The organism is Natronoarchaeum mannanilyticum (assembly GCF_039522665.1).
Lineage (GTDB): Archaea > Halobacteriota > Halobacteria > Halobacteriales > Natronoarchaeaceae > Natronoarchaeum > Natronoarchaeum mannanilyticum.
Genome location: NZ_BAAADV010000008.1, coordinates 132,974 through 152,057, shown reverse-complemented (window position 1 = coordinate 152,057; position 19,084 = coordinate 132,974). Strand labels below are relative to the sequence as shown.

Sequence of the window (19,084 nt, the reverse complement as noted above, 5' to 3'; positions counted from 1 at the left end):
ATTTCGAGCGACTCAGCGGTGCGGTATCGGTCTAGTCATCCGCGGAACTAGAGGACTCGGCCACGGCCGGATCGGAGCCTCTGGCATCCCAGACGGCGTACATCGCGATCGGGACGATCAACGTCATGATGAGGGCGCCGACGTTGCCGGCGATCTTGAGCGTGCCGACGAAGTTGCGGAGCCCGTAGAGGTAAAGCGCCAGCGGCGGTACCGTGGTCAGGGCCCACGCGACGCTCGTTGGGAGGCCGTTGTAGTCGACGTAGTTGTTCTTCTGGGCCAGGCCGAAGCCGATGAAACTGGTCATGACGGTGATCAACGGTAAGAGGTTCCCGATGATCCGGCCGCTCGTGCCGTAGATCTGTTCGAAGGCCTGCGGTCCGATCTGCGGAACTTCGCGCCCGAAGACGAGGACGAAGGCGACAGTCAGAATCGCGTAGAGCGTGAAGATCAGGACGAAGGCCAGGCGGATGCTCCGTTTGGCCGAGTCGTAATCGCCGATGGATCTGTAGACGTCCGGAATCATCGCGTGCCCGACGAAGGCAAAGAGTGCGACGCCGATGAACGCCTGCCAGGCACCCATGTCGACGGTATCGGCGTTGGAGAGATCCCCGTGGGGGAGACTCGTGAGCGCCACGACCAGAAACAGGAGGACGATCCCGATGACGAGGGCGAACTCCGTCTTGATCGAGGCCTCTAGACCCTGGTAGATCATGAACGAGGCGACGATCCAGAAGAGGATCGCGGCCATAACCTCGCTGAGCGGCGTGATAGCGGCGATCGTCTGCCCGCCAGCGGCGGTGTACGCGAGCAGCGCACCGTAGATGTAAATCATCATCCCGCCCATCATGAGGTACCCCCCGGGACGCCCCAGTAGATCTCTGGCCAGGGTGACGATCTGGCTGCCGCCTTTCTTCGCCGAGAACCGAAGCAGGATGATGGAGGTGGCGTACAGTAACGCACCAACGATCACCATGAGAACTAACGACGGGAACAGCCCGATCTGAGCGGCAGCGTACGGTATCCCGAGAACGCCGGCACCGATGATGCTCCCGATGATGAGACTTGCGCCGCGCAGTTCCTCTGTGAAGGTCATTATTGATCAATCACCACATGATGTATCGCATGGTGGTAACACTTAACAATTCGGTTACTCAGTTTAGAATTATGTTTTCTGGTCGATCAGTGGCCGAATTTCGCGAGAGGCAAAATCGATCCGGGCCACCTACGCGTGCAGAAGTACGGTGAGCGCCAGAGGTCAGACCGGTCTTAACCTAAGAGCCCATCATCGACGCGCAGAACCTCACCGTTCACGTATGATGCAGCGTCGCTCGCCAGAAATGCGATCACATCGGCAATCTCGTCCGGCGTTGCCAGTCGTCCGCTTGCCGTGCGGTCCGCTACCTCGTCCTCGTAGCTGGTCGTATTTTCGATAAGATTCGTGTCAGTGTATCCTGGCGCAACGGCGTTGACGCGAATGCCTTTCTCGCCCAGCTCTCGCGCCGCCGCGCGGGTCAGTCCGATCAGTCCGGCCTTGCTCGCAGCGTAGTTTACCTGTCCCGGCCAGCCGCGCTGTGCCGCGACGCTCGCGACGTTCACGATCCGGCCACCGCGGTTTCGGAGCATCAGTCGAGCCGCCTCACGCGTACAATAAAACGCACCGGACAGATTGGTGTCGAGAACATGTTGCCACTGTTCAGGCGTCATGCGAACGAGTAGCCCGTTCTCCATCGTCCCCGCGTTGTTTATCAGAATCGTCGGCGAGCCGTACCGGTCTGAGATCGTCTCGAATACCGCTGCCACCTCGTCGAAGTCGGTCACGTCGCACTGCTCGACCCTGGTGTCGGTCGGATATGCTGCTAGCAGGTCGGCTGTCCGTTCGGCCGCTTCCTCGTCGTCGTGATAGGTAACGATCACTGTTGCACCGCCATCAGCGAGACGCGTCGCTACCGCACGACCGATCCCCCGCGTGCCGCCGGTAACGACGGCGACGTCGTCCTGAAAGTCGACCATCACGCAACCACCGTCCGCGCATCGGCAGGCGTCTCGAGCGTGTAGCACTCAGCGTCCGGGTGGATACGCTCGACGAGGGCTGTCAGGATGCCGGCTGGCGGAAACTCGACGTAGCGGGTGACGCCGCGCCGACGTAACTCCTCGATAGCGCCGATCCAGTCGACGGACGACGTGATCTGGTCGGTAAGATCCCGTCGGGCGATCGCCGGATCGGTGTAGACTCGCCCGGAAACGTCCGAGGCGATCGGTATCGTTGCCTCCGCCAGTGGGATATCCTCGAAAACCCTCTCGAGAGGGCCAACAGCGGGTTCCATGATCGGGGAGTGAAATGCCGAACCGACTTGAAGTTCGCGGAACCGGGCTGTCGTAGCGTTAGAGAGGGTCGCTCGAACCTCCTCGACGCCCCCGGTCGACCCGCTAATCACGGTCTGTTTGGGCCCGTTGTACAGCGCCACACTCACGTCATCACGGTCCCGACAGACGTCGGTAACCGTCTCTGGATCAGCGAGCAACACTGCCAGCATCGTCCCCGGTCCAGCCTCTCGTTCGGCCCGTTCCATACATTTCCCCCGTCGCCGAACAACATCGACCACAGAAGTCGGTGACGTCATGCCGGCGGCCGTTATGGCGGTGAAATGCCCCAAGCTGTGACCGGCGACGAAAGTGGGCTCGACAGTAAATCGTGACGTGATACCGGCGTACGTCGCGTATCCGGCGGCCAGTAGCGCCGGTTGGGCATTGCGTGGTTGCGTGAGTTCTTCCGTTCCACCCCGGAAACAGAGTTCGTGCAAGTCACTATCGAGTGCACCGTCGAGACTGTCGAACGCCGTTCGGACCTCCGGCCACGCCTCGTAGAAGGTCTTTCCCATCCCGGGGCGTTGACTCCCCTGACCGGGGAAGATGAATGCCGTGTCTGCGAGCGTCGTGGTGCAACTGTTCTGGTTCATAGAGTGCGTTGGAGAGTGTTCACTCGTCGAGTGACGAGTCGATACTGAAGACGGTCACAGAGCCGATCGCGTACCCAGCGTCCTTGTCGTGACTGAGGCTGACAGCGAGTTCGACTGTCTCGGGGGACACGTTCCGTCGGGCGAGCATCCTGCCGAAGGCCTCGGTGGCCGGCGGTTCGAGACGAAGGTGCGGGTCGGCCCGTTTACGAACAACCGCAACTGAGTCCAGCGGAATCGCAGGCGATGCAGCGTCGAGCGTTTTGCAAAACGCCTCTTTGGCCGCCCATCGAGCCGCATAGTGCTGGGCTGGCGTTCCCTGGCGGTCGCAGTACGCTCGTTCCGACTTCGTGAACGCGCGGTCGCGGAACGACTCGCCGAACTCCGCGAGAAGGGAGGCGATCCTCTCGATCGAGACGAGATCGATGCCGTGGCGAACGACGGGACTGGAGTCGCTGGAGAGGCCAGTCCTCGGCTTGGCGTCGGTGAACGTCACGCTATCGACGGTGTCGGCGGTATTCCCTCCAGCATCGCCGTCTGAAGTGCCTTCCTCACGCATGGTCATGGTCGCTCGAAGACGAGTGCGCCGTTGGTTCCGCCGAAGCCGGCCGAGGTCGTCACGGCGACGTCGAGAGACGTGTTGCGCGCTTCGGTCACGACCGGAAGATCGCATTCGGGATCCGGGTTCTCGTAGTTCACCGTCGGTGGAACTGTCCGCTCAGAGATCGCCGTAGCGACGATCGCACTCTCGATGGCCCCGGCGCCGCTGAGAGCGTGCCCGAGTGCGCCTTTGACGCTCGTGACCGGCGGGACGGCATCGAACACGGACTGGAGTGCCGTCGCTTCGCGGGCGTCACCGGTCGGGGTACTCGTCGCGTGCGCGTTGACATGATCGACGGCATCCGGATCCAGCGTTGCATCCTCAAGTGCACGCTCGAGACACCGCTGGAGCCCCCGCCCCTCTTCGGCCGGCCGCGTCGGATGGTGGGCGTCGGCGGTCAATCCGGAGCCCGTAATGGCCGCGTACGGCGTGACACCGCGCTCGGCCGCGTGGCTGCGCTCTTCGAGGACGAGAATCCCACATCCTTCCGCGAGAACGAACCCCTCTCGATCGGCGTCGAACGGACGACTCGCTCGTTCCGGCTCGTCGTTTCGCGTGCTGAGCGCCCGCATCGCGTCGAAGCCGCCGACGCCGGTCGGGGTGATTGGCGCCTCGGTTCCTCCGGCGATCACGACGTCGGCGCGCCCGGTTCGGATGTCGGCGACCGCATCGGCAATCGCGTGAGCGCCGGCTGCACAGGCCGTCGCGGGCGATCGGTTCGGTCCTTGCGCGTCGAAACACATACTGACGTGGCCGGCCGCCAGATTCGCGAGCGCGGTGATGAGAAACCGCGGCGACGGGCGTCGACCGGTGGCCGCTTCGATCTCCGAAAGTCCGCCGAACGTCGAAGCGACGCTGGTACCGACTCGCCGCGGCGTCCAGGAGGGCTCACCGGGATCGAATCCGGCATCGGTGATCGCTTCCGCGGCTGCGGCAACGGCGAGCTGCGCGTACCGGCCCATCATCCGATCGTCGACCGTCTGATCCGCCGGACGCCCGTCGATTTCGCACGCGATCTGCGATCGGACGGCCGTCTCGTCGGGGTCGAAGCGGGTGATCGTATCGGCGGCGGCGGCGCCCTCACAAACCGCTTCCCAGGTTCGGTCCGCGGTCATTCCGAGCGGTGTGACCAGACCGATACCAGTCACGACGGCATCACGGTCCATGCTCAGACGCGTTCCCTGACGTACTCTTTGAGGCCACCCACTCGCTCGATCTCCGCGAGATCCTCGTCGGGGATGTGGACACCGAGGTCCGCTTCGATCACTTCGGCGAGTTCGACCAGATCGAGCGATTCGGCGTCCAGCGTCTCTCCTTTGAGCTCGGTCGAGTCGTCGAACGACTCCGTTTCGACGCGTAGTCTGTCGGCGACGATCGTATCGATATGCTCGCCCGTGTCGGTCGAGTCGATCATGTCTCGGGCTTTTGGGTCGGCGAGTAAAATAATACCGTTTATCGACGGTGGCGACAAGATCCCCTCACGGCTCGAGGACGAGTTTGCCGACGGTCTCGCGGTTCGCCAGTTCGTCGTGGGCCGCGCTCGCCTCGGTCAGCGCGAACGTGTCGCCGAGAATAGGCTCGACTCGGCCAGCGCGCAGGTGATCGAGGAGGGCCGGGACCGCAGTACGGACGCGGTCTGGAACGTGCTCGAACGCGTGCTCGAGATGGTACCCGATGATCGACTGGTTCTCGAAGAATAGTCGAGGCGCCGCCACCGTCGGGATCGACCCGCTGGCCATCCCGAACGAGACGATTCGGCCGTTCGGCGCGAGCGCCGCTACGCTTTCGGTGAACGCAGTACCGCCGACGCCATCGAGAACGAGATCGACGCCCTCACCGTCGGTTCGTGCCGAGATCGCTTCTGCCACGCTGGTTTCGGAGTAGTTGATCGCGTGGTCGGCACCGAGGTCTTTCGCGAGGTCGAGTTTCACGTCGGTGCTCGCCGTGGCGAACACCTCCGCACCTGCAGCGGCGGCCAACTGGACCGCTATCGAGCCGACACCGCCCGCAGCAGCGTGGATCAAGACGCGCTCGTCGGAAGCTAATCGACCCCACTCGTGGAGCGTGTTGTGTGCGGTCAGGCCCTGAACCGGAATCGCCACCGCCTCGCGGGCGGAGAGCGATTCGGGGACCCGAAACGTCCGCTCGATCGGTGCCGTTGCGACCTGAGCGTACCCCCCGGTAGAGGTCAGCGCCGCAACCCGATCACCGACGTCGAGGCTCGCTTCGCTCGGAGCAGCGGCGACGGTCCCGGCGATCTCGAGCCCGGGAACGAACGGCGGGGACGGCCCGTCCGGATAGGTTCCTCGTCGCTGCTCGACGTCAGCGAAGTTTACGCCGGCAGCGGCGACGCTGATTTGAACGTCCTCTCCGTCAGTATCGATCGTCGGGGGATCGCGATCAGTTACGGACAGAACGTCGCTGTCGCCGTGTTCGACGGCCGTGACGACCTTCATCTTCGGGTTCCCCCGTCCAGTGAGGTATCAGTACGTAGTTCCATGGACTCGGCGCCTTCTGTCAATCGGTGTTGTTTCTGTTTGCTGTTCGGCCGTGTGGGCTCTGATGCATCCGCTACGAAGGTATGCGAGATTCCTCTAACTGGGCCGTGACAGGAGATCAAGCACGGTTTCCGAGAGCACGGTGACGCCGGGCAGCAGACACTCCTCGTCGATATCGAACGTCGGCGTATGGTGTCCGTCGGTGTTGCCGCCGATTCCGACGAACGTCGCTTTCCCGCCGTTCTCTTTGACGGCCCGCATAAGGTAGGTCACGTCCTCGCTGGCACCTGCGCTAGCTCGGCGACGCACCGAGGAAACGCCATCGACGCCCCGCGCGAGGTCGGCGACGAGATCGACCAGCTCCTCGTCGCTGTCCTCGCGAATCGCCTCGCCGACGAGCGAGAGTTCCGCCTCACACCCGTGGGCTTGTGCCGCTGAGTCGACGTGCCGACGAACCGAATCGCACATGTACTCCATCAGCTCGTCCGATTCTCCCCGCACCTCGACTGTCGCGGTCGCTTTTTCGGCGATCACGTTGGCGGCGTTGTCGGAGTTGAGATCGCCGACGTTTACCCGGGTTGTACCGTCTCTGTGACGGGGAATGCCGTAGACATTGCTCGTGGCGTCTGCGAGCGCCTGGACCGCGTTGCGGCCCTCGTTGGGCGCGAACCCGGCGTGGGCGGACTCGCCGGTGACGGTGATCTCGTAGCGCGAGAAGGCGAGCGCCTCGTCGATGCCCGCGACCACGGTCCCGCTCGGGTGATCGAGCCCGACGTGCGTTCCGACCAGGTAGTCCACGTCGTCGATGTGGGGGCCGGCGGCCATCGCTTTCCCGCCGCCGAGCAGTTCCTCCGACGGCTGGAAAAAGACCTTGAACGTGCCGCTAAAGTCGCTGTCGAGAACCGTCTGGAGCGTTCCCAGGCCGAACGCGATGTGCGAGTCGTGGCCGCACGCGTGCATGTATCCCTCGTTCTCGGAGCGGAATCCCGCGGCGCTCGGCTCGTGATCCTCGTCGGACGCCTCGGTGATCGGGAGCGCGTCGATATCGACGCGGAGCCCCACCGTCGGACCATCACCGCGCTCGACGACCGCGACAACCCCGGTGTGTCCGCCCGCGACCTGTTCGAGGACGTCGGTTCGGTCCGTCCGAGCTGCCGCTCGTTCGTGCCACTCGGAGAGCTCTTCTTCGTCCGGAACCCCCAATCGTTCGTCGGGATCGAGCGCTTCGGCGCCGACGTGGATCTGATCGACACCCAGGCGTTCGAGTTCGTCGACGATTCGGGCCGTGGTCCAGAACTCGCGCCAGCCGGGTTCCGGGAATTCGTGGAATTCGCGCCGGAGATCGATGAGTTCCTGTTCCGCCGGGAGGTGCATTGTCGTTGTCATAGGTGATTTGTAACGTGTACTCGTTCGTCGTGCTATATGTGCGTTATTCGTCGTCCTCGTCGGGCGGCGAGATCATGTCGTTGTACCACATCCAGCGAGCGATGAGCGTCGTGCCGAATACGGAGACGATGATCACCGCGTACAGCGGGTAACTCGGGAGGAAGGCCAGGAATCCGAGTTCCAACAGCAGCGTCATACTCAACGCGATTCCGAATCCGATACCCGCAACTTTCGGGTAGTCTCGCCCGAACTGGGCGAAGATAGCGCCGAAGACCGCCGGTACCAGATACGATTCGAGCGCGTTTCTCCACAGCTCGGGGAGCGCCTGGAAGACGGATACGAGCGCGAATGCGCCGATTCCCAGCATCGCCGTGTTGACGAAGATCGAGGCCGCTATCGCCACCGTGGAGATGATACTCGCCTGCGGCGTTCCCGTCTCGACGTCCGCGGCCTCCTGGGCCGCTGCGGCACACGGCAGTCGCAGATTCGAGATGTTCCCCGAGAGGAACGCCATGTACGTCCCGGGGATGCCCAGTACCGGGTAGTACGACAGCGGTTCGATGACCCAGGCCCACCCGAACGTGACCGCAACCGCGGCGAACGCCCCGATGATCGCCGACGAAGGAGGCAGGATGTCGAAGACGACCAGCAGCGTCACCGCCGGCCCCAGCGAGAGCGCGACCGCGAGGAGGTTGGTCAGCCTCCCCCACTTGTTGACGTAGGGGATGAACTGTTCCTCGTAAACGTCGCTACCGTCCGCCGATTGAGATTTACTGACCTGCTTGCTCTGACCTTTTGCCATATTACCACCACCCTCCGACGGTCACTTGTACCGCGACGCCGGCCAGGAGACCGACGAACATCGCTATGCCGAGCGACCACTCTCTGATCCACTGAATGTCCCGACTATCAGCGAGGTGCAACAGCGCGAGCATCGCGAGTCCGCCGACGGCGACGGACCCAGTCTCCGGAGTCCCGGCCGTGACCTCACCGCTCAAGAAGTACGCGAACGCGCCGAGCATCGCCGCGGCGCTGATAACCGGCAGGAGTTTTTCGTTGCCGTTGCTGATCTTCGTTCTGAACGTCTCCATGTGCCGCGTGCCGAACGCCGAGACGAGGAGCCAGCCGGTGCCGCCGAGCGTCATCGACCAGACTGCCGTCGCGTACGCCGTTTCGGTGATGCCCTCGTCGCCCAGGCTGTATCCGAATTGACTGACGCCTAACTCGGCGGCCGGCAGCTCGAACGCTACCGATCCGATCACCGTGAGACGCATCCACGCCACGGGACCGCCGACAGTCGCGATCAGCGCCAGCATCCCAGCTAACACTGCGACCGAAGGACCGATAGCCGATATCAGCCCGGTTTTAAAACCGGTCTTTAGTTTCTCCTCCGAGAGCCCCATCTCCCTCCCATCATTCCACGCCCGCCGGAGGAAGAGAGTGGCCTGCAGCAGTACGGCCAAAACGACCGGCACCGTCGAGAGCCACAACCAAGGGCTGTTGGCAATTTCCATATACGCCGGTGCTATCGGCGCCAGCTCGTGCCATACCATAGCATGTACCCTATGAATTAAATCAACATATATAATTATCGATGGCGACTGCGGGGCTACAGGATTCCGGTACTGTAGAAATTCATATATGAATGGTGGTTCGGGTTAGTACACTTCGGGGCGTCGGTACGCCGGTCCGCCGAATTCGGCGCGATTGTGGCGGTTACCAGCGATCCCGGTAGATGTTCACCACATCACCTGTGCCGCCACGCTGTTGGCACTGCAGCCTCGGATCTCAGACGCCGCGACCCTGCAGCTTCTCCTCCTCGGGCAGGTCGGCGTTGGCGTCGCCCTTCATGCCCGAGCCGACGTTCTTGCTGATCTCGGCCAGCGCGTCGGGGTCGTCCCAGTTGTTGACGGCCTCGACGATCGCGGTGCCCATCGCCTCGGGGTCCTCGGCGCCGAAGATGCCCGAGCCGACGAAGATGCCGTCGCAGCCGTGGTGCATCATCAGCGCGGCGTCGGCCGGCGTCGCGATGCCGCCGGCGGCGAAGTTCACGACCGGCAGGCGACCCATCTCGGCGGTCTCGTGGACCAGGTCGGCGGGCGCCTCGTGCTCGCGGGCCCACTCCTCGCGCTCCTCGTGGGCCATCCCTTCGAGCTTGCGGATTGCACTCTTGATGTTGCGCTGGTGGTGGACGGCCTGATTGACGTCGCCGGTGCCGGCTTCACCTTTCGTCCGGATCATCGCCGCGCCCTCGTCGATGCGCCGGAGCGCCTCGCCGAGGTTGCGCGCGCCGCAGACGAACGGCGCGGTGAAGTCGCGCTTGTCGATGTGGAAGCGGTCGTCCGCGGGCGTCAGCACCTCGGACTCGTCGATCATGTCGACGCCGGTCGCCTCGAGGATCTGGGCCTCCTTGGCGTGGCCGATCCGGGACTTGCCCATCACCGGGATCGACACCTCCTCGATGATCGCCTCGACGTCGGCCGGGTCGGCCATCCGCGCGACGCCGCCGCGCTTGCGGATATCGGCGGGGACGGCTTCCAGAGACATCACCGCGACCGCGCCGACGTCCTCGGCGATCCGGGCCTGCTCGCGGTTCACGACGTCCATGATCACGCCGCCCTTCTGCATCCGGGCGAAGCCGCGCTTGATCAGTTCGGTTCCGTGCTCGAGTTCCTCGAGTTCAGCGTCTTCTGGCATTTTCCGTATTTGGTTTCACGTTCGGTTTCCGAATCGGTTCACGGTTTCGCGAGTTCGTCTCACGACTGGGCCCGGGCGCGCGAACGCGCCCGTTGGATATCCTCGCCGTCGAGTATCGCTTCGACGAACAGTTCGCCGGCGCGGTACGACGAGCGGACCATCGGCCCGGAGGCGCAGTAGAGGAAGTCCAGTTCCTCTTCGGCGACGCGCTGCCAGGTGTCGAAGGCGTCCGGATGCACGTACTCGCTGACGTCGAGGTGCGAGCGGGAGGGCTGGAGATACTGCCCCAGCGTCACGATGTCGACGCCGGCCTCCCGGAGGTCCGACAGCGTCCGGTACACCTCGTGGGCGTACTCGCCGACCCCCAGCATCAGGCTCGTCTTCGTATGGATGTCGCTCTCGCGCTCGACCTGCTCGAGGACCGAGAGCGACTGCTCGTAGCCGGCGCGGCGGTCCCGAACGGGCCACTGGAGGCGCTCCACCGTCTCGACGTTGTGGGCGATCACGTCCGGCCCGGCGTCGATGATCTTGCGGACGAGATCGGGCTCGCCCTGGAAGTCGGGGATCAAGCACTCCACGAGGATCGAGGGATCCCGTTCCTTGATCTCGCGGATCGTCCGGGCGAAGTGGCCCGCGCCCAGGTCGGGCAGGTCGTCGCGGTCGACCGACGTGAGGACGACGTAATCGAGTCCGATGTCGGCGACGGCGTCCGCAACGTTCGCGGGCTCGTCGGGATCCAGCGGCTCCATCCCGCCGGTCTCGACGTCACAGAAGTTACAGCCCCGCGAGCAGCGATCGCCCATCAGCATGAACGTCGCCGTCCCGGGGCCGTCCCGTCCGCTCCAGCACTCGCCCATGTTCGGACAGTTGGCCTCCTCGCAGACCGTGTGGAGATCACGCTCGCGGAGCGACTGCTTGATCTCCGTGAAGCGCTCGCCCGATGGCGGTCGGATCTTCAGCCAATCCGGTTTACGTGCCTTGCTCATAGCGTTCGACAACTGGTCGATGATCAGTCATAGATGGGATGCTCCGCACAGAGCCGGTCCACCTCCAGCGATACTTCCTCGGCCAGGTCGTCGTCGTCCGGATCGTCGAGGAGGTCGACGATGTACTGTCCGACCTGCTCTATCTCCGACTCGGTGAACCCGCGCGTCGTCAGCGCCGGCGTCCCGACGCGGATGCCGCTGGTGACGAACGGCGACCGCGACTCGCCCGGAACCGTGTTCTTGTTGACCGTGATCCCGACACTCTCCAGTCGCTCTTCGGCGTCTTTTCCGGTGACGGACGGATGCGAGTCGCGCAGGTCGACGAGGAGGAGGTGCTTGTCGGTGCCGCCGCTGACGAGCGACAGTCCGCGATCGGTGAACACGTCCGCGAGCGCGTTCGCGTTTGCGACGACCTGTTCCGCGTACTCGCTGAACTCGTCGGTGAGCGCTTCCCCGAAGCCGACGGCCTTGCCGGCGATGTTGTGCATCAGCGGTCCGCCCTGCGCGCCGGGGAAGATCGCTTTGTCGATCGCCTCGGCGTGTTCTTCCGTCGTGAGGATCATCCCGCCGCGGCCGGCGCGAATCGTCTTGTGCGTGCTCGCCGTCACGAAGTCGGCGTCCCCGACCGGGTTCGCGTGGACGCCGCCGGCGATGAGCCCCGTCACGTGGGCGATGTCCGCCAGGTGGTACGCGTCGACGGTGTCGGCGACTTCGCCGATGCGCTCGTAATCGAACTCGCGGGGGTACGCCGACGACCCACTGACGATCAGATCCGGATCGAATCGTTCAGCGTGATCGGCGAGCTCGTCGTAGTCGATGTACCCCGTCTCCGGGTCGACGCCGTACTGCTCGACCTCGTAGTACTGCCCGGAGAAGTTGACGTGATGGCCGTGAGAGAGGTGACCGCCGTGGGTCAGGTCCAGCGAGAGGATCCGATCGCCGGGGTCCAGCATCGCGAAGTAGACGCCCATGTTGGCCTGCGTGCCGCTGTGTGGTTGAACGTTCGCGTGGTCGGCACCGAAGAGCTCTTTCGCGCGATCGATCGCCAGTTGTTCGACGGTATCGACGTGCTCGCAGCCGCCGTAGTACCGCGATCCGGGATACCCCTCGGCGTACTTGTTGGTCAGCACCGACCCCTGCGCCTCGAGGACGGCCTCGGAGACGTGGTTCTCCGACGCGATCATCTCCAAATTCGACTCCTGGCGAGTTTCCTCGCCGCTGATGGCAGCCTGGACGTCAGGATCCGTCGCTGCCAGACCGCTGTCTGGTAACATACATTGATCAACTCCACCTGATAGTATAAAAATCCTTGGGAGAGGATGGCGGGCGGAACGACAGCACACCGTCATCCCTGCCAGTGAACTCGAGAATCCCTGTCGGAAAGAGGGTCGACTCCCGCGCTCCGCTCGAGCGCCGAGAACGACCGTCCGACTACCGGTCTCACCATGTTTTAAGTCGACGTGGGGGCGTGAGTGACGTATGGTGCAAACCATAGAGACAACCGAAGCGCCGGCAGCGGTCGGTGCGTACAGCCAGGCGACCGAGACCGACGACATCGTATTTACCGCCGGACAGATCCCCGCGACGCCCGACGGCGAACTGCTAGACGATGCGCCGATCGCCGAGCAGACGGAACAATCGCTCGATAACGTCGAGGCGGTGCTGGACGAGGCGGGCCTGGACATGAGCGACGTGCTCAAAGTAACCGTCTTCCTCGACGACATCGACGACTTCGACGAGATGAACGAGGTGTACAGCGGGTACTTCGACGAGGAGCCGCCCGCCCGGAGCGCCGTCGGTGTCGACAAGCTCCCGAAAGGCGTCGGCGTCGAGATCGAAGCCGTCGCCAGCAAGTAACGCAACGCCCTCTGGCAGGCCCCGGACAGCATTTTTTGATCCAAGAGGATCGACCGCGACAGTCGACGGCGGTACCGCGTCCCCAACCGACGGCGAGCGACCGCGTCGAACTGCCCGCGGCCGGGTCACCCGGTTGCGACTCAAATCGGCAGGTGGCCAGTTACCGGTCGAAGGTGTGGATCGGATGACCGAGCGCGCAGTCGGCCGCTTCCATGATCGCTTCGGAGAGCGTGGGATGCGCGTGGACGGTCGTCGCGACGTCCGAGAGCGTCAGTTCCTGCTCGACGGCGAGTCCGATCTCGGCGATCAGTTCGGACGCCTCGGGACCGACGACTTCGCCGCCGAGGAGCGTCCCGGATTCGGCGTCCGCGACGAGTTTGACGAACCCGTCGCGCTCTCCCGCTGTCAGCGCTCGGCCGCTCGCGCGGAACGGGAACTTCCCCGTAGTGGGTTCGTGGCCCTGCTCGCTGGCCTCGGATTCGGTCAGCCCGACGGTGCCGATCTCGGGATCGGTGAACACGACGCTCGGAACGGTGCGCGGCGGAGCAGGCGCCGCGCCCGCGATCGTTTCGGCGGCAACGACGCCCGCCGCACTTCCCTCGTGGGCGAGCATCGGTTCGCCAGCGACGTCGCCCGTCGCGAAGACGTGATCGACGTTCGTCCGGCCGAGGTCGTCCGTTTCGACGAATCCTTTGTCGTCGCGCTCGACGCCGAGCGCGTCGAGGCCCGCCGTGTCAGAGACCGGTGAACGGCCGACCGCGATCAGCGCCTTGTCGGCCGTGAGCCGTTCGAGAGCGTCCTCGCCCGCGTCGTCCGCGGCGGGTTCGGTCGTGATCCGGATCCGCCCGTCGCCGGTCTGCTCCCAGTCCGCCGCGACGCGCCCGAACTGGAAGGACATGCCGAGCTTGTCGGCCTTCTTTCGCACCGGCCGAGTAAGGTCGTCCGAGTACCGCGGTAGCGGCGCGTCCAGCATCTCGACGATCGTCACGTCCGTCCCCAGTTTGGCGAACATCGTCGACAGCTCCATCCCGATATACCCCCCGCCGACGACCACCAGTTCGTCGGGGACCTCCTCGAGATCGAGCGCGGCCTTCGCGTTCAGAATCGGCTCGTCGTCGAACGAGAACCCCGGGAGTTCGATCGGTCGGCTCCCGGTGGCGACGATCGCGTGGTCGAACGCGACGGTCTCGATGTCGCCGTCGTTACTGATCTCCGCGCGGTGATCGTCGACCAGCCGGGCCGTCCCCTGTTGGAGCGTGACGCCGTTAGCCTTGCAGAGTTTCTCGACGCCCTTCGTCAGCTTCCGGACCACGCGGTCCTTCCACTGGGTGAGTTGGTCGAAGTCGACTGCGACGTCCGCCTCGATGCCGCGATCCTCCGCGTTCCGGATCGAGTGGACGTCGTCGGCCGCGTCGATCAACGCCTTCGAGGGGATGCAGCCGTGGTTCAGACACGTTCCGCCGATATCGCCCCGATCGACGAGGGTGACAGTTCGGCCGAGCTGTCCCGCGCGGATGGCCGCGACGTAGCCCGCGGGCCCACCACCGATGACAAGTACGTCTGTCTCTTGCATAGATGTGCTATCCTCGTGATGTCCTCTAGGCTGCCTCCTGTTAATAGTTCGCAGTCGCGCCGCGGTCGCCCGAAACAGCCCCCGCGCTGTCGACGGGGATAGAACGGACCGCCGGAGCGGTTCCGGCGGGACGGCGCGAGCGTCGCGCTCTCACTCGAGCGCGTGCCAGGAGAGTCGCGGACTCCGGGCAGCGCTCGTCTGGTCGATGCGACGAGCCGATGTCGACGACGGCGCCGTCGACAGCGTCGTCTCGTCTTCTTCCGCCACCGCGTTCAACGCCGCGGCGAGCTGATCGAGGGTCTTCCGACTCTCCGTCTCCGTCGGTTCGGTCATGAGCGCTTCGGAGACGATATCGGGCCACTTCGTCGTCGGCGGGTGGACGCCGTAGTCGAGCATCCGCTTCGCGAAGTCGGCGGCGTCGCGGTCACCCGCGCTGGCGACGAACTCGTGGTGGAACGGCCCGAAGGGGATGTCGAGGTCGATCTTCGATCCGAGGTAGTTCGCGTTGAGCACCGCCTTCGTGCTCGTGTCCGCCAGTCCGTCGTCGCCGAGCCGTTCGATGTAGGCGTAGGCTTTCAGCAGGACGAGCCAGTTCCCCATCGCGCCGTGGACCTTGCCGATCGAGTGCTCCGGCTCGTAGAGTTCGTACTCGTCGTCGTCGGCCCGGACCTGCGGCGAGGGGAGGAACCCGGCCAGGTCCTCCGTGACGCCGATCGGGCCGGCGCCCGGTCCGCCGCCGCCGTGGGGCGTCGCGAACGTCTTGTGGAGGTTGAAGTGCATGATGTCGAACCCCATATCGCCCGGCCGGGCCTGCCCCAGCAGCGCATTCAGGTTCGCGCCGTCGTAGTACAGCAACCCGCCCGCGTCGTGGACGATCTCGGCGATCTCCTCGATGTCCCGCTCGAACAGCCCCAGCGTGTTCGGGTTCGTCAGCATCAGCGCCGCCGTCTCGTCGCCGACGGCCTCCTCCAGAGCGTCGAGGTCGATACGGCCGTCGTCGCTCGGCGGGAGTTCGACCACGTCGTAGCCCGCCAGCGCCGCGCTCGCGAAGTTGGTCCCGTGGGCGCTCGACGGGACGATCACTTCATTGCGGTTCCCCTCGTCGTTGTGCTCGTGGTAGGCCTTCGCGACGAGGATGCCCGTGAACTCGCCGGCGGCGCCGGCGGGCGGCTGGAGCGTCACCGCGTCCATCCCGCCGATCCGCCCCAGATAATCCTGCAGGCGGCCGTAGATCTCGAGCGTGCCCTGCGTCGACTCGGCAGACCGATCCCGGTGAACGGCCGCGTCGGCGAGCGCGGCGACGTCCTCGGTGAACTTGGGGTTGTACTTCATCGTACAGGACCCCAGCGGGAACACCCCGTTTTCGATGCCGTAGTTCATCTGGGAGAGGCGCGTGTAGTGGCGCGCGATCTCGGGTTCGGAGAGCTCCGGGAGGCTCACCGATTCTCGGGTCACCTCGTCGGGGAGCGAGGTCTGCTCCGCCACGTCGACCTGCTGCTCGTTTTTCTCCGCGAGCAGAGGTTCGTACCGATCGCCGTCCGTCTCGCTCCAGGTGGCCTGATCGTAGCGCTGCATCAGGCGACCACCTCCTCGACGGCCGCCACGAACTCGTCCCGCTCGGGACGGTTCGCGTCGGTGATACAGACCTGAATCCGATGATCGTCGACGGCGTGGACTGCGAACCCGGCGCTCTCGAGGTCAGCGGCGACCTGCTCGGCGTCCTGGCGCGTCTCCGCGAGGAACTCGCGGAAGTGGTGCCGGTCGTACACGGGCGCAGTGACGCCGTCGATCTCGTCGAGATCAGCCGCCAGATCCCGAGAGAGTTCGACGCACTCCGCGGCCAGGTCGACCAGCCCGGTCGCGCCGAGCCAGGCGATGTGAATCGCGGTTCGTAGCGCGACCCACGCCTGGTTGGTACAGATGTTGGAAGTGGCCCGCTCTCGGCGGATGTGCTGTTCCCGGGTCTGCAGGGTGAGCGTGTACGCGCGGTTGTCGCTCGCGTCTTCGCTCACGCCGACGAGGCGGCCCGGCACTTGCCGGAGGTAGTCCTCACGGCAGGCGAAGAGTCCGAGCCCCATTCCGTACGCCGGCGAGAGTCCGAGGACGCTCGCGTCGCCGACGACGATGTCCGCGCCGACGGCCGCCGGCTCTTCGAGCAGTGCCAGCGCGACGGGGTCGGACCCCAGACAGAAGGCGGCGTCGTGCTCGTCGGCGACGTCGCCCGCCGCCGAGAGCTCTTCCTGGATGGAGCCGATCGCTGTCGGGTTCTCGACGTACACCATCACCGTCTCGTCGGTGACGTGCTCGGCGAGCGTCGCCGCGTCGGTCGCCCCGTTCACGGTGGGATACGTCTCGACCGTCATGTCGGCACCGGCGAGGTAGTTCTCGAGGACGGACAGCCGTTCCTCGCGGACGAGGTCCGAGACGAGCACCTGCGATCCGCTCGTTTCGCGGACTCGGTCGGCCAGCAGCGCCGCCTCGCCCAGCGCCGTCGCGGCGTCGTACATCGAGCAGTTCGCGACCCCGAGGCCGGTGAGTTCGACCAGCATCGACTGGTACTCGAACAGCGCCTGCAGGAACCCCTGTGCGATCTCGGGCTGGTACTGCGTGTAACTCGTCAGGAACTCCGATCGAAGGGAGAGGTTGTCGACGAGCGAAGGGACGTAGTGATCGTACTGGCCGCGTCCGAGGAACTCCGTGAGCTGCTCGTTTTGCGCGAGCGTGGCCGATATATCCTGGACGACCGTCTGCTCGGACGCCGACTCGATCCCGAACGAGCCCTCGAACTGGACCGACGGCGGGATGTCGAACAGCTCCTCGACGGACTCGGCGCCGATGGCGTCGAGCATCGCCTCGACGTCCGCTTCGGTGTGCGGCGTGAAGGGGTTGCCTTCGGACCGGCGCTCGCTGCTCGCGTTCTGGCTGTTCTGTGTCATTTGGGTTTGCTGTGTCATCGGTAACTCTCTCGCATACTCATTCGATCTGCTCTCGGTACTCGTCGGCAGACAGGAGCGACCCCGTATCGAGATCTCCGTCGAGCTCCAGTTCGATCAACCAGCCGTCGCCGAAGGGAGCGTCGTTGACGAGCTCCGGTTCGGACTCTGCCGCCTCGTTGACGTCGGCGACGACGCCGGAGACCGGGGCGTAGATGTCGGAGACGGCCTTGATACTCTCGACGACGGCGAATTCGTCGCCGGCGTCGAGGTCGGTGTCGACCGCCGGCAGTTCGACGAAGACGATGTCGCCGAGTTCGTCCTGCGCGAAATCGGTGATCCCGATCCTCGCGGTATCGTCGGTCAGTTCGATCCACTCGTGCGATTCGGTGTAGTACAGTTCGTCGGGGACGTCAAATTCCATTGGTGTTACTTGAAGTTCGCTCGTAGTTCACGCGCGATGCTCCTGGAGGAACCGGTGGCTCACGACCGTCGCCGCCGCCGTCCGGTCTCGTATCTCGACGCCCAGCGAGGTGCCCTCGTCGGCGTACTCCGCGTCGACGTAGCCGAGCGCGATCGGCTCCTCGAGCGTCGAACTCATCGTCCCGCTGGTCACGTGGCCGACCTGCTCGCCGTCGTGCAGGATCGAATACCCGTGGCGCGGGATGCCCCGCTCCTGCAACTCTATGCCGACGAGCAGTTCGTCAGGGTCGTCCGCGTCGCGGAGCGCCTCCTGGCCGACGAAGAATGACTTCGAGTCGTCGACGACGAAGCCCAGGCGAGCCTCGTAGGGCGTGCGCGGTTCATCCTCGGGGTGGAAGTCCTGCCCGGAGAGTAGCAGCCCGGCCTCGAGCCGGAGCGTGTCTCGCGCTCCGAGCCCGCAGGGCTGGACGTCGTCGAACGCATCCCAGATAGCTTCGGAGTCGTCGGCGTCGAAGATCAACTCGAAGCCGCCTTCGCCGGTGTAGCCGGTTCGGGCGGCGAGGCAGTCGGCGCCGTCGATCGTCGTCTCGCGAGCGCTAAACTGGGAGATATCATCGAGGGGATCGGCGGCGGCCGCCTGGACGCGCTCGACCGCATCCGGGCCCTGCACGGCGAACATCCCGAGCTCATCGGTTCGGTTGAGGACGGTCGCGTCGAGGTCGTGGGCTGTCGCGTGATCGGTCCAGCGGTCGACCATCATCTCGTCGTTCCCGGCGTTGGGGACGAAGAGGTATTCCTCGCCGTCGGGGCGGAAGTAGATCACGGTGTCGTCGATGATGATCCCGTCCTCGTTCAGGATGCAGGCGTACTGAGCGTCCCCCGGATCGAGCGCAGTCACGTCGTTGGTCGTGAGCCGGTTCATCAGTTCCGCTGCGTCCGGGCCGCTGACCGTGACTTCACCCATGTGGCTGACGTCGAAGATACCGACCGAGTCGCGGACCGCCGCGTGTTCGGTCGTGATGGAGTCGAACGAGACCGGCATATCCCAGCCGCCGAAGTCGGTAAAGTCGGCTCCGGACTGCGAGTGCTTCTCGTAGAGTGGTGGCTTTCGTGTCGACACGTTTGGGGTAATTCCTTGCAGTGGTATATAACTTACCGTGAGCGCTGCCTCCGACG

Annotated in this window: 19 protein-coding genes; 1 reads left to right on the top strand and 18 read right to left on the bottom strand. The window is 64.8% G+C overall.

Annotated features, from left to right (window positions below):
• Positions 1-31: 31 nt before the first annotated feature.
• From ABDZ81_RS17450 to ABDZ81_RS17390, 13 genes are all read right to left on the bottom strand, one after another.
• Complete coding sequence (locus ABDZ81_RS17450) at positions 32-1,093, bottom strand: aromatic amino acid transport family protein (RefSeq protein WP_343775708.1); 1,062 nt, start codon at positions 1,091-1,093, stop codon at positions 32-34.
• Between the two features lie 173 nt (positions 1,094-1,266).
• Positions 1,267-2,010 carry an SDR family NAD(P)-dependent oxidoreductase gene (locus ABDZ81_RS17445; protein WP_343775705.1) on the bottom strand — a complete coding sequence of 248 codons (744 nt, stop codon included), beginning with the start codon at positions 2,008-2,010 and terminating at the stop codon, positions 1,267-1,269.
• Positions 2,010-2,957, bottom strand: a complete 948-nt coding sequence (locus tag ABDZ81_RS17440; protein WP_343775702.1) for an ACP S-malonyltransferase — start codon at positions 2,955-2,957, stop codon at positions 2,010-2,012. The genes ABDZ81_RS17445 and ABDZ81_RS17440 overlap by 1 nt, the downstream gene beginning before the upstream one ends.
• Positions 2,958-2,976: 19 nt before the next feature.
• Positions 2,977-3,519, bottom strand: coding sequence for a holo-ACP synthase (locus tag ABDZ81_RS17435; protein WP_343775699.1), 543 nt, complete (start codon positions 3,517-3,519; stop codon positions 2,977-2,979).
• On the bottom strand, positions 3,516-4,721 hold the full coding sequence (locus ABDZ81_RS17430) for a beta-ketoacyl-[acyl-carrier-protein] synthase family protein (RefSeq protein WP_343775696.1): 1,206 nt from the start codon (positions 4,719-4,721) through the stop codon (positions 3,516-3,518). Before ABDZ81_RS17430 ends, ABDZ81_RS17435 begins: the two co-directional genes overlap by 4 nt.
• Positions 4,722-4,723: 2 nt before the next feature.
• Positions 4,724-4,969 (bottom strand): acyl carrier protein, encoded by a 246-nt coding sequence (locus ABDZ81_RS17425; RefSeq protein ID WP_343775693.1) that lies wholly within the window; start codon positions 4,967-4,969, stop codon positions 4,724-4,726.
• A 64-nt stretch (positions 4,970-5,033) separates the two neighbouring features.
• Positions 5,034-6,011, bottom strand: a complete 978-nt coding sequence (locus ABDZ81_RS17420; RefSeq protein ID WP_343775690.1) for a quinone oxidoreductase family protein — start codon at positions 6,009-6,011, stop codon at positions 5,034-5,036.
• A 138-nt stretch (positions 6,012-6,149) separates the two neighbouring features.
• Complete coding sequence (locus ABDZ81_RS17415; protein WP_343775688.1) at positions 6,150-7,427, bottom strand: amidohydrolase; 1,278 nt, start codon at positions 7,425-7,427, stop codon at positions 6,150-6,152.
• A 55-nt stretch (positions 7,428-7,482) separates the two neighbouring features.
• Positions 7,483-8,241, bottom strand: coding sequence for a hypothetical protein (locus ABDZ81_RS17410; RefSeq protein ID WP_343775686.1), 759 nt, complete (start codon positions 8,239-8,241; stop codon positions 7,483-7,485).
• A 1-nt stretch (position 8,242) separates the two neighbouring features.
• Complete coding sequence (locus ABDZ81_RS17405; protein ID WP_343775684.1) at positions 8,243-8,992, bottom strand: DUF5058 family protein; 750 nt, start codon at positions 8,990-8,992, stop codon at positions 8,243-8,245.
• A 235-nt stretch (positions 8,993-9,227) separates the two neighbouring features.
• Positions 9,228-10,136, bottom strand: coding sequence for a pyridoxal 5'-phosphate synthase lyase subunit PdxS (gene pdxS, locus ABDZ81_RS17400; RefSeq protein WP_343775682.1), 909 nt, complete (start codon positions 10,134-10,136; stop codon positions 9,228-9,230).
• Between the two features lie 59 nt (positions 10,137-10,195).
• Positions 10,196-11,122: a lipoyl synthase gene (gene lipA, locus ABDZ81_RS17395; protein ID WP_343775680.1), complete on the bottom strand. Its 927-nt coding sequence runs from the start codon at positions 11,120-11,122 to the stop codon at positions 10,196-10,198.
• 23 nt (positions 11,123-11,145) lie between these two features.
• Positions 11,146-12,396 (bottom strand): serine hydroxymethyltransferase, encoded by a 1,251-nt coding sequence (locus ABDZ81_RS17390; protein ID WP_343775677.1) that lies wholly within the window; start codon positions 12,394-12,396, stop codon positions 11,146-11,148.
• A 205-nt stretch (positions 12,397-12,601) separates the two neighbouring features.
• Here ABDZ81_RS17390 and ABDZ81_RS17385 point away from each other — a divergent pair, with 205 nt between their 5' ends.
• On the top strand, positions 12,602-12,979 hold the full coding sequence (locus tag ABDZ81_RS17385) for a Rid family detoxifying hydrolase (protein WP_343775674.1): 378 nt from the start codon (positions 12,602-12,604) through the stop codon (positions 12,977-12,979).
• A 160-nt stretch (positions 12,980-13,139) separates the two neighbouring features.
• Here ABDZ81_RS17385 and lpdA read toward each other — a convergent pair whose 3' ends face one another.
• The 5 genes from lpdA to gcvT form a co-directional block, all read right to left on the bottom strand.
• The gene (gene lpdA, locus ABDZ81_RS17380) at positions 13,140-14,552 is read right to left on the bottom strand and encodes a dihydrolipoyl dehydrogenase (RefSeq protein WP_343775671.1); all 1,413 of its coding nucleotides are present in this window, start codon (positions 14,550-14,552) and stop codon (positions 13,140-13,142) included.
• Between the two features lie 150 nt (positions 14,553-14,702).
• Positions 14,703-16,127 carry an aminomethyl-transferring glycine dehydrogenase subunit GcvPB gene (gcvPB, locus tag ABDZ81_RS17375; protein WP_343775668.1) on the bottom strand — a complete coding sequence of 475 codons (1,425 nt, stop codon included), beginning with the start codon at positions 16,125-16,127 and terminating at the stop codon, positions 14,703-14,705.
• A complete protein-coding gene (gene gcvPA / locus ABDZ81_RS17370; RefSeq protein WP_343775665.1) occupies positions 16,127-17,506 on the bottom strand; it encodes an aminomethyl-transferring glycine dehydrogenase subunit GcvPA in 1,380 nt (459 codons plus the stop codon). The genes gcvPB and gcvPA overlap by 1 nt, the downstream gene beginning before the upstream one ends.
• A 19-nt stretch (positions 17,507-17,525) precedes the next feature.
• Positions 17,526-17,909: a glycine cleavage system protein GcvH gene (gene gcvH / locus ABDZ81_RS17365; RefSeq protein ID WP_343775662.1), complete on the bottom strand. Its 384-nt coding sequence runs from the start codon at positions 17,907-17,909 to the stop codon at positions 17,526-17,528.
• 27 nt (positions 17,910-17,936) lie between these two features.
• Complete coding sequence (gene gcvT / locus ABDZ81_RS17360) at positions 17,937-19,028, bottom strand: glycine cleavage system aminomethyltransferase GcvT (RefSeq protein ID WP_343775659.1); 1,092 nt, start codon at positions 19,026-19,028, stop codon at positions 17,937-17,939.
• Between the last annotated feature and the right edge of the window lie 56 nt (positions 19,029-19,084).

Coding starts and splice junctions, on each gene's coding strand:
- lipA (WP_343775680.1), bottom strand. CDS start 11,122: ATGAGCAAGGCACGTAAACCGGATTGGCTGAAGATCCGACCGCCATCG.
- ABDZ81_RS17435 (WP_343775699.1), bottom strand. CDS start 3,519: ATGACCATGCGTGAGGAAGGCACTTCAGACGGCGATGCTGGAGGGAAT.
- ABDZ81_RS17420 (WP_343775690.1), bottom strand. CDS start 6,011: ATGAAGGTCGTCACGGCCGTCGAACACGGCGACAGCGACGTTCTGTCC.
- ABDZ81_RS17385 (WP_343775674.1), top strand. CDS start 12,602: ATGGTGCAAACCATAGAGACAACCGAAGCGCCGGCAGCGGTCGGTGCG.
- pdxS (WP_343775682.1), bottom strand. CDS start 10,136: ATGCCAGAAGACGCTGAACTCGAGGAACTCGAGCACGGAACCGAACTG.
- ABDZ81_RS17390 (WP_343775677.1), bottom strand. CDS start 12,396: ATGTTACCAGACAGCGGTCTGGCAGCGACGGATCCTGACGTCCAGGCT.
- ABDZ81_RS17405 (WP_343775684.1), bottom strand. CDS start 8,992: ATGGTATGGCACGAGCTGGCGCCGATAGCACCGGCGTATATGGAAATT.
- ABDZ81_RS17410 (WP_343775686.1), bottom strand. CDS start 8,241: ATGGCAAAAGGTCAGAGCAAGCAGGTCAGTAAATCTCAATCGGCGGAC.
- gcvPB (WP_343775668.1), bottom strand. CDS start 16,127: ATGCAGCGCTACGATCAGGCCACCTGGAGCGAGACGGACGGCGATCGG.
- ABDZ81_RS17415 (WP_343775688.1), bottom strand. CDS start 7,427: ATGCACCTCCCGGCGGAACAGGAACTCATCGATCTCCGGCGCGAATTC.
- ABDZ81_RS17450 (WP_343775708.1), bottom strand. CDS start 1,093: ATGACCTTCACAGAGGAACTGCGCGGCGCAAGTCTCATCATCGGGAGC.
- gcvPA (WP_343775665.1), bottom strand. CDS start 17,506: ATGACACAGCAAACCCAAATGACACAGAACAGCCAGAACGCGAGCAGC.
- ABDZ81_RS17430 (WP_343775696.1), bottom strand. CDS start 4,721: ATGGACCGTGATGCCGTCGTGACTGGTATCGGTCTGGTCACACCGCTC.
- gcvH (WP_343775662.1), bottom strand. CDS start 17,909: ATGGAATTTGACGTCCCCGACGAACTGTACTACACCGAATCGCACGAG.
- ABDZ81_RS17425 (WP_343775693.1), bottom strand. CDS start 4,969: ATGATCGACTCGACCGACACGGGCGAGCATATCGATACGATCGTCGCC.
- ABDZ81_RS17440 (WP_343775702.1), bottom strand. CDS start 2,957: ATGAACCAGAACAGTTGCACCACGACGCTCGCAGACACGGCATTCATC.
- lpdA (WP_343775671.1), bottom strand. CDS start 14,552: ATGCAAGAGACAGACGTACTTGTCATCGGTGGTGGGCCCGCGGGCTAC.
- ABDZ81_RS17445 (WP_343775705.1), bottom strand. CDS start 2,010: ATGGTCGACTTTCAGGACGACGTCGCCGTCGTTACCGGCGGCACGCGG.